The sequence below is a fragment of the Clostridioides sp. LIBA-2809 genome (assembly GCF_056688965.1).
In genome coordinates this window covers 274,375-288,061 of sequence record NZ_CP197004.1, presented here as the reverse complement: position 1 = coordinate 288,061, position 13,687 = coordinate 274,375, and the positions used below count along the sequence as shown (strand labels likewise).

General features: G+C 29.2%; 14 protein-coding genes. 2 read left to right on the top strand and 12 right to left on the bottom strand.

Going from position 1 to position 13,687, the window contains the following annotated elements; translation table 11 throughout:
• Positions 1-9 precede the first annotated feature (9 nt).
• Genes purH through purE form a run of 6 tightly spaced genes read right to left on the bottom strand, consistent with a single transcriptional unit; the run spans position 10 to position 5,751 of the window.
• Positions 10-1,542, bottom strand: a complete 1,533-nt coding sequence (gene purH, locus ACTG44_RS01665) for a bifunctional phosphoribosylaminoimidazolecarboxamide formyltransferase/IMP cyclohydrolase (protein ID WP_479921154.1) — start codon at positions 1,540-1,542, stop codon at positions 10-12.
• Entirely contained in the window at positions 1,535-2,128 is a 594-nt protein-coding gene (gene purN / locus ACTG44_RS01660) for a phosphoribosylglycinamide formyltransferase (protein ID WP_479921153.1), read from the bottom strand. The genes purH and purN overlap by 8 nt, the downstream gene beginning before the upstream one ends.
• The gene (gene purM / locus ACTG44_RS01655; protein WP_479921152.1) at positions 2,122-3,198 is read right to left on the bottom strand and encodes a phosphoribosylformylglycinamidine cyclo-ligase; all 1,077 of its coding nucleotides are present in this window, start codon (positions 3,196-3,198) and stop codon (positions 2,122-2,124) included. Before purM ends, purN begins: the two co-directional genes overlap by 7 nt.
• A complete protein-coding gene (gene purF, locus ACTG44_RS01650; RefSeq protein ID WP_021382604.1) occupies positions 3,192-4,559 on the bottom strand; it encodes an amidophosphoribosyltransferase in 1,368 nt (455 codons plus the stop codon). Before purF ends, purM begins: the two co-directional genes overlap by 7 nt.
• A gap of 11 nt (positions 4,560-4,570) precedes the next feature.
• Positions 4,571-5,269, bottom strand: coding sequence for a phosphoribosylaminoimidazolesuccinocarboxamide synthase (purC, locus tag ACTG44_RS01645; RefSeq protein WP_479917920.1), 699 nt, complete (start codon positions 5,267-5,269; stop codon positions 4,571-4,573).
• A gap of 5 nt (positions 5,270-5,274) precedes the next feature.
• Positions 5,275-5,751: a 5-(carboxyamino)imidazole ribonucleotide mutase gene (gene purE, locus ACTG44_RS01640; RefSeq protein ID WP_003425290.1), complete on the bottom strand. Its 477-nt coding sequence runs from the start codon at positions 5,749-5,751 to the stop codon at positions 5,275-5,277.
• Positions 5,752-6,657: 906 nt separating this feature from the next.
• Between purE and ACTG44_RS01635 the strand changes: the two genes are divergently transcribed.
• On the top strand, positions 6,658-6,873 hold the full coding sequence (locus ACTG44_RS01635; protein ID WP_021364155.1) for a hypothetical protein: 216 nt from the start codon (positions 6,658-6,660) through the stop codon (positions 6,871-6,873).
• A 5-nt stretch (positions 6,874-6,878) separates the two neighbouring features.
• Positions 6,879-7,172 (top strand): spore coat protein, encoded by a 294-nt coding sequence (locus ACTG44_RS01630; protein WP_479921151.1) that lies wholly within the window; start codon positions 6,879-6,881, stop codon positions 7,170-7,172.
• 169 nt (positions 7,173-7,341) lie between these two features.
• Here ACTG44_RS01630 and ACTG44_RS01625 read toward each other — a convergent pair whose 3' ends face one another.
• From ACTG44_RS01625 to ACTG44_RS01600, 6 genes are all read right to left on the bottom strand, one after another.
• Entirely contained in the window at positions 7,342-8,073 is a 732-nt protein-coding gene (locus tag ACTG44_RS01625) for an HAD family hydrolase (RefSeq protein ID WP_479921150.1), read from the bottom strand.
• 87 nt (positions 8,074-8,160) lie between these two features.
• Complete coding sequence (locus ACTG44_RS01620) at positions 8,161-9,426, bottom strand: class II D-tagatose-bisphosphate aldolase non-catalytic subunit (protein ID WP_479921149.1); 1,266 nt, start codon at positions 9,424-9,426, stop codon at positions 8,161-8,163.
• 91 nt (positions 9,427-9,517) lie between these two features.
• Positions 9,518-9,826, bottom strand: a complete 309-nt coding sequence (locus ACTG44_RS01615) for a PTS fructose-like transporter subunit IIB (protein WP_021382617.1) — start codon at positions 9,824-9,826, stop codon at positions 9,518-9,520.
• 87 nt (positions 9,827-9,913) lie between these two features.
• Positions 9,914-10,969, bottom strand: coding sequence for a PTS fructose transporter subunit EIIC (locus tag ACTG44_RS01610; RefSeq protein ID WP_021382645.1), 1,056 nt, complete (start codon positions 10,967-10,969; stop codon positions 9,914-9,916).
• Between the two features lies 1 nt (position 10,970).
• Entirely contained in the window at positions 10,971-11,423 is a 453-nt protein-coding gene (locus ACTG44_RS01605; RefSeq protein ID WP_021382613.1) for a PTS sugar transporter subunit IIA, read from the bottom strand.
• Positions 11,420-13,450 (bottom strand): BglG family transcription antiterminator, encoded by a 2,031-nt coding sequence (locus ACTG44_RS01600; RefSeq protein ID WP_479921148.1) that lies wholly within the window; start codon positions 13,448-13,450, stop codon positions 11,420-11,422. Before ACTG44_RS01600 ends, ACTG44_RS01605 begins: the two co-directional genes overlap by 4 nt.
• Positions 13,451-13,687 lie beyond the last annotated feature (237 nt).

The window sequence follows — 13,687 nt, the reverse complement described above, 5'->3', positions numbered from 1 at the left end:
ATATCCTCCTTAGTGTTTGAAGTGTCTTATTCCTGTAAATACCATAACCATATCATACTTATCACAAGCTTCTATTGAGTCTTTATCCTTTATAGAACCACCTGGTTGAACTACTGCTGATATTCCATATTCATGAGCTAATGTTACACAATCATCAAATGGGAAAAATGCATCTGATGCTAAAACAGCTCCTGTAAAATCTTTATCTTTGTTGTTTTCAAGAGCATTTTTTAATGCCCAAATTCTTGATGTTTGCCCACAACCTAAAGCTAAAGTTTGACCATTTTTTACTATCGCAATTGCATTTGATTTCATATTTTTTACTACTCTCATACCAAATTCCATGTCCTTAAGTTGTTCATCTGTTGGTTTTGCTTTTGTTACATTTTCACTTTTTTCTGCTAAAGTGCTATTTCTATCTTGTATTAATAATTTTCCATCTAAATATTTCATTTCATATGGTTGTAAACTATCTTCTATCTTAGCTAATTTTAGTATTCTTAAATTTTTCTTTTGTTTAAGTACCTCTAAAGCTTCTGGCTCAAAATCATATGCTACTACTATCTCTAAGAATATTTCATTTAATTTCTCTGCTGTAGCTTTGTCTACAGTAGAAGTTATTCCTACTATTCCACCAAATATTGAAACTTTATCTGCTTCATAACATTTTGTATATGCTTCAAAAGCATCTTTACCTAATCCCACTCCACATGAATTAGCATGTTTTATAGCTACTGAAACTACTTCTTCGCTATCTTTAAATTCTCTCATTACTTCTAAACATCCATGTAAATCGTTTAAGTTGTTAAAAGAAAGTTCTTTACCGCCTAATTGCTCATAGTTTAAGATTGGATTTTTTGCATTTGATTGTGAATATAAGAAACCATTTTGATGTGGATTTTCTCCATATCTTAAAGTTTGTTCTTTTTGGAAAGTTAAATTTAATATGTCAGGATATGTATCTCCAACCTCTCCAGCAAAATAACTAGATATTAACGCATCATATCTTCCTGTAGTTGAGAAAGCTTTATATGATAATTTTTTTCTGTCTTCTAATGTCATTGTGTCTGTTTTTAATTTTTCTATTATAGAATCATAATCTTTTATATCTACTACTACTATTACATCTTTATAGTTTTTAGCAGCAGAACGTATCATAGATGGGCCACCAATATCTATGTTTTCTATCATTTCATCGTGGCTTTTTCCAGCCTTTAAAGTTCCTTCAAAATCATATAAATTTACAGCTACTAAATCTATTGAATGTATTTTGTGTTCATTTACAGTTTTCACATGAGAGTCTTTATCTCTTTTGTAAAGTATCCCACCATGTATATATGGATTTAATGTTTTTACTCTTCCATCTAATATTTCTGGGAAGTTTGTAACATCTTCAACTTGCATTACATTAACTCCATTTTCTTTTAATGTCTTGAAAGTATTTCCTGTAGATATAATTTCATAATCTAGCTTATTTAACTCTTTAGCAAATTCTACTACACCTGTCTTATCAGTTACACTTATTAAAGCTCTCTTACTCATTTATAAACACTCTCCTACCTTGAAGTTTTAATTTATTTTCACAAAAAAGACTCAAACTTTCTATTAAAATCCTATGTTCAACTTCTAACACTCTTTTTGCAAGTGTCTTTGCATCATCATCTTGATTAACCTTAACTACATCTTGCATTATAATTGGTCCAGTATCAGCACCCTCGTCAACAAAATGAACTGTAGCTCCAGTTACTTTGGCTCCATAATCTATAACACCTTGATGAACTCTTTCTCCGTAAAATCCAGCTCCACAGAATGAAGGAATTAATGATGGATGTATGTTTATCATTTTGTTTCTAAACTCATTAACCAGCTTTGGGCTGATTATTTTTAAATAACCAGCCAAAACTACTAAATCTATTTTATTTTCTTTAAGAATTTCTATTATCTTGTCTTCATTAGATTCACAAATTGCCTTTATGTTATGATTTTTAGCTCTCTCTAAGCCATAAGCATCTTGCTTACTTGAGATAACTACTTTAACCTGACCTTTTATTTTTCCAGATTCAGTTGCATCTATAACTGCTTGTAAATTTGTTCCCCCACCAGATATTAAAACTCCTATATTTAACATAATTCTACACCTTCATGACTCTCTACTACTTCACCAATTATATATGCTTTATCTTCTAATAATTCACTGTATTTTTTATCTACATAAGCAGCATTGTCATTTTCTCTATTGTTTATAAAGTCTACAACATTGTTAGCATCTTCTTTATTTACTATTAAAACTAGTCCAATACCCATGTTGAAACTTTTGTGAAGTTCTCTCTCATCAACAGCATTAAAACCTTCTATCATTTTAAATATAGGAGGCTTCTCCCAAGATTTTTTATTGATGTCTAATCCTAATCCTTTAGGTATAACCCTTGTTATGTTTTCTATAAGCCCTCCACCAGTTATGTGAGCTATAGCTTTTATATCATGTTTAGCTAATACATCTAAAGCTAATTTAACATATATTTTAGTTGGTGTTAAAAGCGCTTCCCCAACTGTCATTCCTAGTTCTTCAACATATTGTTCCATCTTATAGTTGTAAGTTTCTAAAAATATCTTTCTTATAAAAGAAAATCCATTACTGTGTACTCCACTTGAAGATATACCAACTAATACATCTCCTGATTTAACACTGTTTCCAGAAACAATCTTTTCTTTGTCTGCTATACCTACAGAGAATCCCGCTAAATCATAATCATCATCTCCATACATACCAGGCATCTCAGCAGTTTCTCCACCAATTAGTGCACAACCAGACATTTTACAACCATCTGCAATTCCACCAACTATTTTTTCTATATGCTCAGGAACTAATTTCCCAAGAGCTATATAATCAAGGAAAAATAATGGCTTTGCTCCTTGACAAATTAAATCATTTACACACATTGCAACTAAATCTATTCCAACAGTATCATGCTTGTCCATCATTTGAGCTATTTTTAACTTAGTCCCAACACCATCTGTAGATGCAAGCAAAACTGGTTCTTTCATTCCCACAAAATCTTTTAAACTGTATAATCCACTAAAGTTACCTAAATCTCCAACTACATTTCCATCATAAGTCCCTTTTATTTTACCTTTTATAAGGTCTACTGCTCTATTTCCTTCATCTATATCTACACCTGATTCTTTATATGTTAACATGAAAGTAATTCCTCCTTATCAATTTTCTTAACTGGGTATTCTCCATCAAAACAAGCTTTACAGAAAGTAGACTTGTGCTCTGCTGCATCTAACATTCCTTCTATATCTAGGAATTTTAGACTATCACATCCAATATATTCTCTCATTTCTTCTACGTTGTTACTTGATGCAATTAATTTAGAACGATTTGGAGTATCTATTCCATAATAACAAGAGTAAGCTACTGGAGGAGATGTTATTCTAAGATGAATTTCTTTTGCCCCTGCTTCTCTTAAAGATTTTACTAACTGTTTAGATGTAGTTCCTCTTACAATTGAATCATCTACTAAAATTATAGATTTTCCTTTTATTATTGTTGAAAGAGGATTTAATTTTATTTTTACAGCTATTTCTCTTTCTTCTTGTGTAGGTTTTATAAATGTTCTTCCTACATATCTATTTTTAACTAAGCCTTCACTTATTTTTAATCCACTAGCATTTGCATAACCAATAGCTCCTGGCCAACCTGAATCTGGAACTGGAACTACCATATCTGCATTTACATTTTCATTTTGAGCTAATCTTTCACCACATTTAATTCTAAATTCATATGCATTTACATTGTCTATAGTTGCATCGTTTCTTGCAAAGTATATGTGTTCAAATATACAACTCTTCTTAACCGGCTTATAATTTTCTGAATAAAAATATGATTTTAATTCTCCATCTTTAACTATTATTATTTCCCCTGGCTCTACATCTCTTATAACTTCTCCGCCAAGTATGTCTATTGCACAATTTTCTGATGCAAATATATATTCATCACCCTTTTTACCAAGTACAAGAGGTCTGAATCCATGTGGGTCTCTAACTGCAACCAATTCTTCCTGACTCATTATTACAAGAGCATATGCACCTTTGATATAATCCATAGTCATTTTTAAACTTTCTACTATATCACCTTTGTAATATCTTGCAAGTATATATAAAATCACTTCTGTATCTGAATTAGTTTGGAACATATATCCATCTTCTTCTAACATGTCTTTTAAATAATTTGCATTAACTAGATTTCCATTATGAGCTATGGCTAATTGTCTTTTTCTACAACTTCCAACTAAAGGTTGACAGTTTGAAACATGACTTCCCCCAGCTGTTGAATATCTAACATGTCCAATACCTATATTTCCTTTTAACTTAGATAGTTCACTTTCTTTAAAAACATCTCCAACTAATCCCATATCTTTTTTGTACTTAATTTCTCCATCATCCAAAAGAGCTAAACCACAGCTTTCTTGCCCTCTGTGTTGCATAGAATATAAAGAATAATATAGTTCTTTAGTTACATCTTTATTAGAGTAAATCCCTAAAACTCCACACATACATTTGCCTCCTATTTATTATTCATTCTTGAAAGTACTTCTGTATAACCTTCTACAAGGTCTCCAAGGTCTCTTCTAAATCTGTCCTTATCTAACTTTTCATTTGTATTTACATCCCAAAGTCTACAAGTGTCTGGTGATACTTCGTCTGCCAATATTATGTTTCCTTCTGAATCTTTACCAAATTCTATTTTAAAGTCAACTAACTTTAGGTTTAATTTTAAGAAAAATGCTTTTAGTAATTCATTTATTTTTAAAGTTTCTTCTCTTAAGAACTTTAATTCTTCTCTAGTTGCTAATTTCATTGCTACTGCATAATCATCATTTAACATTGGGTCACCATAAGCATCGTTTTTGTAGCTTATTTCAAAGATTGGCTCATCGAAAACTTCACCTTCTTCAAGACCAACTCTTTTGCAAATAGAGCCCGCAGCAATATTTCTTACTATTACCTCTAATGGTAAAATCTCTACTTTTTTAACTAGCATTTCTCTATCTGATAAACTTTTTATAAAGTGTGTATTTATATTATTTTCTTTTAACATTTCAAAGATTATTGTTGATATCTTATTGTTTAGTATACCTTTTGAAGATATTTCTGCTTTTTTTTCTCCATTAAATGCTGTTGCATCATCTTTATAATAAACAACATATTCATTTTCATTATCTGTAGAGTATACTTGTTTTGCTTTTCCTTCATATAATAACATTTCTGCTACCCCCTTAAATTCTTGTCGTCTTCTAGCACCTTTTGTGCCATCTCTTCTCTATATGATTTCAAATCCTCTTTTAATTTTGGGTATTTTAAAGTCATTATCTGTAATGCCAATAAAGCTGCGTTTAAACCTAGATCTATTGTAACTGTTGCAACTGGTATTCCTTTTGGCATTTGAACTATTGATAAAAGTGAGTCTAGTCCGTCCATAGTTGATGATTTAATAGGTAATCCTATTACAGGAATTAGTGTTTGTGAAGCTATTACACCTGGTAAATGTGCTGCCTTTCCTGCTGCTGCTATTATTACATCAGTATCATCTTCTATTTCTTTTAGGAATATTGAAAGTTGTTCTGGTGTTCTATGAGCAGATAATGCTCTTGCTACAACTTCTATTCCATATTTTTCAAGTAGTTTTATCCCTTCTTCTAATTTTGGATAATCTGATTTTGAACCCATAACTACTGCTACTTTCATTAGACTTCCCCTCTCCGTTTATAAGTTATTTTACATTTCAAATCATTCGTATCATTATACGAATTATACACCTTAAATTTTATATTAATATACATATATTATCAACTCTTTTTTGAAATTTTTTAAAAAAAATATTTCTTGTATTTTTTTCATTCGCCCTGTGTCGAACTATATTTATATTTTTTTGTTAAAATAAAAAATGGATAGTCTCAAGATTGATTTTTTTAATCAACTTTTAAATTTAACTCCTTTTTTGAATTTTTATATATTATTTTTTATTACTTCTTTTTTACCTTATCAACTCTTTTTTAAAAGAATGCCTGTTAAATATCATAATATAAACCTTCTTTTCTAATATTATTTATATATTAGTTAACAGTAAATCATTTTTTAGAGATGGCAACAGACTCATTATTACCAAATACTACTGAATCATATTTAACTTCACTCATTTGTATAATTATAGTCATTTCTTTTTTAACTATTTCATCGTTTCCGTAAACATCTCAAGCATCACTAGGATATTGCTCCATTGTCTTAAATAAATCATCTGACTCATAAAAATCTACTAATATCATATTAGGTTCTTTTTTCTTTATTTATTTTTTAAGCTATATTATATGTAACTTCTCCATGTAAGTCTATAGTTGCTAATATATTGATTTCAGTTGTTTCCCTCTTTTAGGATTCGTACACGATGTAAATATCATTAGTATTGATATTAAACATAAACTTAATACTTTGGTTTTATTTTTAAAATTCATTTTATCCTCCTAAAAAATTTTATGAGTTGATTAAAATTTGATATAAATAGAATATAAGATACTGTAAAAAAATGTTATGGTTATTTCATTAAAAAGGAAGACATAATATTAAAGAATAAATTACAATATAGGAGATGATTAAATGAGAATACTTTCAGAAACTGAAAAAATATCTTTAGCAGCTGTTATAAAAATGGAATCTGATGGATTACTTATGCAAAGAGCAATAAATATGTTAATATCAGATGAAGACCTAAAAAGACAATCAGAATCTAGTATATTAGCAACAGAAGGAAGAATTAAAGCTATGCAACAATTTATAGTTGAAAATGAAATACTAATTTCTGAGGAGGTATAGACAATATGAGAAATATGATAGAAAATCTAATTAAAAACAATACTTATATAGACGATAAAGTAATAATATTAAGTATGCTTGCATCTTCTAAAGCATCTGCTAATATGTACCTTAACTCTGCATTAACAAGTAGTACCCCTGAATTGAGAGCTATATATTCAGCTTCACTAACTCAAATGGTTGAAGGTCATACAGCACTTACAGAATTAAGTATTAATAAAGAATGGGTTAAGCCATATGACAAGCCTATTCAACAGTTAACATGTAGCTATAAGGAATCTCAAAACGTTATTGATTAAGCTAAATAAAATATATTTCTAATTATTTCATTTTAATTAGATAATCAAAAGGGGGATACTCAAATTTTTATTTTAAGACCTCCCCTTTTTCTAAATAATCTGTTTTTTAATAAAAAATAGATTTCCTACAATTTAAATATATAATTTTACATAGCTACTCTTAATTATTTTATATAATTCTATTACTAGTATTTGATTTACTACATACTTTTATAAGTAAAGACAATAAATCCTTATATTCCAAAATTACAAAATCAGGCTTATAAAACAATTCTTCTACTCCATGACCTCTATGATTCATCCAAACACTCTTCCATCCAGCTTTTTTAGCACCTACTACATCATTTTTATAAGAATCGCCTATATAATATGTATTTTCTCTATCTAGATTCATGACATTCTCAGCCACTCTAAAAATATTGATGTCTGGCTTAGAAAAACCAACCTCACTAGAAATAAAAATATGATTTTTGTCAACCCATTTTTCAATATTCAACTGCTTTAACTTCATCCTTTGATGCGCTGATGGCCCATTCGTTATGATTCCTATATTAATATTTCTTTCTTTAGAAAAATTCAAAATTTGCTCAATTTCTGGTATTAAAGTAATTTGTGATTGCTGATATATATACTCATCTTGAAAATTTTGAGCATCCTTTTCTGTAATAGGATTTCCTAATTCTTCAAAAGCCTTCATTATTCTATATACATGCATTTTCTCAATTGGCATCTCTCCACTCTCAGTCAAATGGAATACTTCATCACTATATTTTCTACTGCTTATATATAAATCTTCAACAGAAACACCTTTTATTGAAGAAAACAACTTATCATATGCAATATAAAAAGGTGTCAATTGGTTGTATAAAGTATCATCTACATCAAAAATTAAATTAATCAAAATATTAATCCTCCTAAATTTAATAGTGGTAAGTATAATTATAACTATAAATACCTAGTATAACAATACTTACCACTATAAGTCCTATTATTTATTTAAAATTCTTGTAGTAACACCTTTTAAATTATAACATTCTGCATAATCACGTAAAGGTCGTTTAATATGGTCTACAACAAATCTTTGACCATCAATATTATTTTTGCTTAAATTACTATAAAGCACTTCTATCTCTCTTTTAACATCATCATTGTTGAATGTATAATGACCTGCAATATCTAATATCTCATTAGATAAAACTTCATCCTTAAATATTTCTTCAGTAGTTAGATTTTTCTGTTCTCCCATTACCCACTTTCTCCAACGTCCACATTCTATAGCATCGACAAGAAGAACTTGTCTAATATTTGAAGTTTTTTCAATTAATCCTTCTTCCTTTAGTTTTCTTTCAACTTCTGCTAGTTTCAAGTATGCTCTAGTCTCTTCAGTGCCATATTGAGGAGCAACATTTGTAGCAATAATTTGAGAAGGTATATGTTCTAATAAAGTTACATCATCTAAATAATCTCCATTATGCTCTTTTAAGCCAACGCCATACTTTTTAGCCATTTGAGCTAAATCATAAGCATTCTTAAAATTAAAAGTGCCTACTTGCTCTGTTTTTCTAGTTAGAGTCCCTGTCTGACCAACTATAAATGTTGGCATTGGTAAATCTCTCTTTTCAAGTTCAATTTTTAATCTAGTTATAAATGTTTCATATGTCTCAGTTGAAGTTAATCCTCCATTTGTTTCCTCTGTCCCAACTTCATAGCCTATTTCTGGTAGGTTGAGTCTTCTTCTTTCATTTTCACAATATTCAATTAATTCTACAGTTCTTTCTAGGACTACATCTAAAGGGATTACCTTTCCCATTTCAAACGGGTCTTTTGTAGGGTCAATCATTAATAAATCAAAACCTGCCTCAATATCAGCTAAATAAGATTTTTTTCCTAATTCCATGGCTTTGTCAACAGGCAAATGGTCATTTCTTTCTTTGTCTCTTTGCCATGGGCCTCCATGATCTCTGCATAAGTAATATAAACCATCAAATCCAACTTTATCAGCTATCTTCTTAATATCCTTTGTAAAAGTTTCTTGATTCCAACCATTTACATAACCACCACCTAGTTCATCTGCATCTACTTGATTTCTGCTGGCAATAAACATTAAAGGAAAATCATCATCTTTTGCTAGTTCAAAACTTGCCTGTAACAAGTTTGGTGACATAGGACCAATTCCTAAAAGTGTTGCACTTTTCCCCTCTTCTTGTAAGTCTAGTAGTCGTTGTACGACAGTCTTTATTGGTAATTTTTTCATGACTATATCTCCTTTTATTCTATTTTTAAGATGTATTTAATAGAATTAATATCAAATACATCTTTATGTTATATGTAAAATAAATCAAACTTTATTGAAAAGTATCTTTTATTTTCTTAATTAATGCATCAGATTTTTTAATTATGTCAGAAACACTCATTCTTACAACTTTTTTTCCTTTAAATCTATCCATATTTCTAATTTCAACATCATTAGTTAGTATTACACAGGCTGCTTCTTCAATCTCTTTAGGTAACAACTCATTGTCTATTCCAGAACTCCCCTGAGTCTCAACCTTTATTTCTATACCAAATTTTTTTGCTGATAATTCAAGTGATTCAGCTGACATATAAGTATGTGCTACTCCACTAGGGCAAGATGTTACTGCTACAATTTTCATATTCTTATCTCCTTTAAAATTAGAATTTTGTATGATTATTTTTATAATAGGTTTTCATATAAATTAACAGTATTTATATCTATATATCTATAATTCTTCAAATACTAGTTCAATAGAATCGTCTATATCTTCTTCAATTTCTTCGTCTTCTTTTACATCCTTCTTTACTAATTTCATTAATACTGCAACGACTATTGCTCCAGTTATGACTGATGCAATATATCCCAATCTATTATCAACAACTGGTAATACTATCAGACCTCCCCAAGGTGCATGATTTAAACACCCCAATAAAAAGGCCATAATGTTTCCTATAATCGACCCAGCCATAATACATGGAATTACTCTAACAGGGTCTGCTGTTGCAAATGGAATCGCTCCTTCTGTAATTCCAACACATCCCATTAATAGAGAGGCTTTTCCTGAGTCTCTTTCCTCTTTACTAAATTTTTTTGGGAACAATAATGTAGCTAACCCTAATCCAATTGGAGGTATACAAATTGCAACACCAACTCCTCCCATTAAATATGGAAGTGTATCAACTTGAGTTTGGGCAAAAGTCGCAGCTACTTTATTTATAGGACCGCCCATATCAGAAGCTATCATTCCTCCTAGGATACCACCTAAAGGTATTTTAGAAACACCAGACATTCCATTCAACCAATTAGTCATCCATGTCATAAAAGAAGCTATAGGTTCTCCAATTAAAAATACAATTATACCACCTGTAATCAATGTTCCAAGCAAAGGATAAATGAATATTGAACCTAAAGTTCTCATTGTAGGTGCCAATTTAATTTTCTTTAATTGCAAAACAACAAATCCCGCTATAAATCCTGCTATGATACCACCTATAAAACCAGCATTTACTTCTTTTGCTAAATATGCACCTATCATGCCTGGAGCTAACCCTGGCTTATCTGCCATACTAAATGCTATATAACCACCCAATATTGGAATAAACAAAGCTAGACCAGCGGCTCCAATTTGATTAAGTTTAGCTAGCCATCCAGTTTCAGGAACAGCAGCTTGTCCACTTAGAGTTACTGATAGAGCAAATAATATACCTCCAGCAACTACAAATGGAATCATATATGAAGTTGCTGTCATAAGATGTTTTTGTAAAAACTTTAAAATCCTCATTCTAATCTTCCTCCCCTATTTTTTCTTTTATAAGATTATAGACTGTTTGTTCGTCTGACTCTCTAATTTGATTTCTAAAACTTTCATGCATTAACAAACGTGCAAGCTTTGATAAAATCTTTAGATGAAGATTATTTTCATTGTCTTTTGCCACAGATATTAAAAATATTAAATCTACCTTTTCACCTTCTTCTGTCCATTCAATAGATGTATCAAGTTTTCCAATTGTAATACAAGAATCCTTAACTCCAATACTTTGACTGTGAGGAAGGCCTATGCCATGACCAATATAGGTTGACAGTGTTTCTTCTCTCTTTAAAACATCTTCTAAGAATTGATTCTTTTCTTTCAGATAACCCTCTTTTGATACTACATCTACTAATGATATAATAGCCTCTTCTTTTGAAGTTGCTTTCATCTCAAATGAACATTTTACATTGACTAATTTGCTCATTCAGTGACCTCCTTCTCATATTTATGAATTAAACATTCTGCTTCTTCTTTTGTCTTTACACTTTCTAACATAGTAATAAAATTGGTTTTATAAACCATTTTAGTTAAATTAATTATTGCAGGAATTTGCTCTTTTTTATCTATACTTGCTAGACAAAATATGATTTTAACTTTCTTATCTCCAAATTTGACTGCTTCTTTGCATATTAATAAACTTATTGAACTTACTTTGACCAATGAACTATCATTACCATGTAACAAAGCAAATTCCTCATCCTTTACAGCATAGAAACCTACATTATTTAGAATATCTATAATATTATCAGCATATTGTGCTGACACAAAATCACAATCAGCAAGTATATTTGAACTAATTTTCACAGCATCTTCCCATTTTATTTCTTTATCAATCACACTTATTGTATCAATACCTATTAAATCACTTAGTTTAAGCTGTCTAGATAGCATTCTCTCATCACTATATCCTAGTTCTTGCCATATAATATTCAGTACTCTTTTTTGAGCATCTTCTTCTAAAAAATCTAATCTCTTTTTAATTGATATGTAATTGGTCAAGACATTCTTTCTTTTTATTCCTTTTTCTTCAAGTTTTAAATAATCGTTTTCTTGTAAAAAAGGATTAATCTCAATAATTGTTTTAGGTAAGTCTACTACTATTTTTGATGTTGTTACGATAAAATCTATATTTTCCCAGTCTTTGTAATCTTGTAATTTGTATGATGGAATGCTATCTACTATATTTATTTGATAGTCATTTATTAAAGTATCTTTTAATATAGCAATTACACCATATCCAAATCCACAAACTAATAATATATTTTTATAATTGTTACTTTCGTTTCTTTGTACACTTCCTAAAAAATGTATTGCTAGAAGTATTATTTCATTTTCATTTTTTATTTGATTTAACATCCTATTTTTTTGTACAGAAGTTTTGGTAGCTTCAAGTACATATTGATATTTATCTGGTATTACATGGAATAACTCTTCATAAATCTGTATATTTTGTTTGATTCTCTCTATCAATGGAGCGATATGATTAAGTAGACCTTTATAAAGAATCATATCTTCTTTAAAATCAATGTTCAGTATTTCAGACATATTATAAATTAAATCCTGAACTATTATCTCTGTACTAATTAAATCCATATCTTCATTTAAACTTGCATACTTATTTGTAAAAAATACAAAACTATTTAACAATAAAATCTGTTCTTTAGTTAACTTCTTTTGAATGATTTGTTCAAATTCTTGGTCAAATTTATTCTCAAAATATGGTTCACTCAATGAAGAAGATTCTAAAGGATGTTTTTCATCTGAATGTATGTACCATGTAAAAAGAAAAATATTTGATACATACCATGTAAAAGACTCATCATTTAGAGTCCAGCCCATTTGTAAAAGTAAATCTGTAGACCAATTATATATATCATTCAAGGAAAGTCCTTTGAATATTTTTTCGATTACCTTCACTATATACTTCTCAAACACGCTCAAATCAGATTTTTCTTTACCAAAAAGGTAAGAATATAATTTTAATATGTTTAACCTTTGTTTGTATATAGTATCTTCATCTCCATTTATTTTGAAAACTTTATCATAAGTAATAGTTATTTGATTTCTCTCTAGTTCATTTGATAAAACATTAAGGTCATTTTTAATCGAACTTCTAGAAACTTTAAACTCTTTGCTCAATTTTTCTAAGTTTAACTTATCTATTTTAAACATTGATATAATCTTCATAATAGATACTCTTTCAGTTAAGGAAAATACATAGTCATTATTGTCTATATATACTACTTGGAAATCACTTGGAATAATTAATGAGCCTTTATTCATTCTTTGTATTAGTGGTTTATTTAATGATTGCAAAAGAACATTTAGATTGTCTATGTCATATCTAACTTTTCTTTCTTCTATGCTTAACTGTTGACTAATTTCCCGGTAACTTGTCTTACTTTTATCTTTTAGAAAATTCATAATGAGTAACATTCTTCCACTTATCATACTTTCCTCCTTTCAAAATAATTAGAGTTATAAAAACAGCAAATTTTATATTATTATGTATATTTTACTTTCTTTATGTCTGAAAACAGGAACTGACTTTCTATATATTCAGAATAATACAATAAAGCTTTAACGACAACTTACAACATTTGAAAATTGTTTTTACAAAATCTGTAGCTGTCTTTTTTATTAAATATACAAATAAAAAAAGCAGGTTATATTTTCAATCATATAACC

Coding starts and splice junctions, on each gene's coding strand:
- ACTG44_RS01620 (WP_479921149.1), bottom strand. CDS start 9,426: ATGAAAAAATTACCAATAAAGACTGTCGTACAACGACTACTAGACTTA.
- ACTG44_RS01635 (WP_021364155.1), top strand. CDS start 6,658: ATGAGAATACTTTCAGAAACTGAAAAAATATCTTTAGCAGCTGTTATA.
- ACTG44_RS01630 (WP_479921151.1), top strand. CDS start 6,879: ATGAGAAATATGATAGAAAATCTAATTAAAAACAATACTTATATAGAC.
- ACTG44_RS01600 (WP_479921148.1), bottom strand. CDS start 13,450: ATGATAAGTGGAAGAATGTTACTCATTATGAATTTTCTAAAAGATAAA.
- purC (WP_479917920.1), bottom strand. CDS start 5,269: ATGTTATTATATGAAGGAAAAGCAAAACAAGTATACTCTACAGATAAT.
- ACTG44_RS01610 (WP_021382645.1), bottom strand. CDS start 10,969: ATGAGGATTTTAAAGTTTTTACAAAAACATCTTATGACAGCAACTTCA.
- purN (WP_479921153.1), bottom strand. CDS start 2,128: ATGTTAAATATAGGAGTTTTAATATCTGGTGGGGGAACAAATTTACAA.
- ACTG44_RS01615 (WP_021382617.1), bottom strand. CDS start 9,826: ATGAAAATTGTAGCAGTAACATCTTGCCCTAGTGGAGTAGCACATACT.
- purE (WP_003425290.1), bottom strand. CDS start 5,751: ATGAAAGTAGCAGTAGTTATGGGTTCAAAATCAGATTATCCAAAATTA.
- ACTG44_RS01605 (WP_021382613.1), bottom strand. CDS start 11,423: ATGAGCAAATTAGTCAATGTAAAATGTTCATTTGAGATGAAAGCAACT.
- purH (WP_479921154.1), bottom strand. CDS start 1,542: ATGAGTAAGAGAGCTTTAATAAGTGTAACTGATAAGACAGGTGTAGTA.
- purF (WP_021382604.1), bottom strand. CDS start 4,559: ATGTGTGGAGTTTTAGGGATTTACTCTAATAAAGATGTAACTAAAGAA.
- purM (WP_479921152.1), bottom strand. CDS start 3,198: ATGTTAACATATAAAGAATCAGGTGTAGATATAGATGAAGGAAATAGA.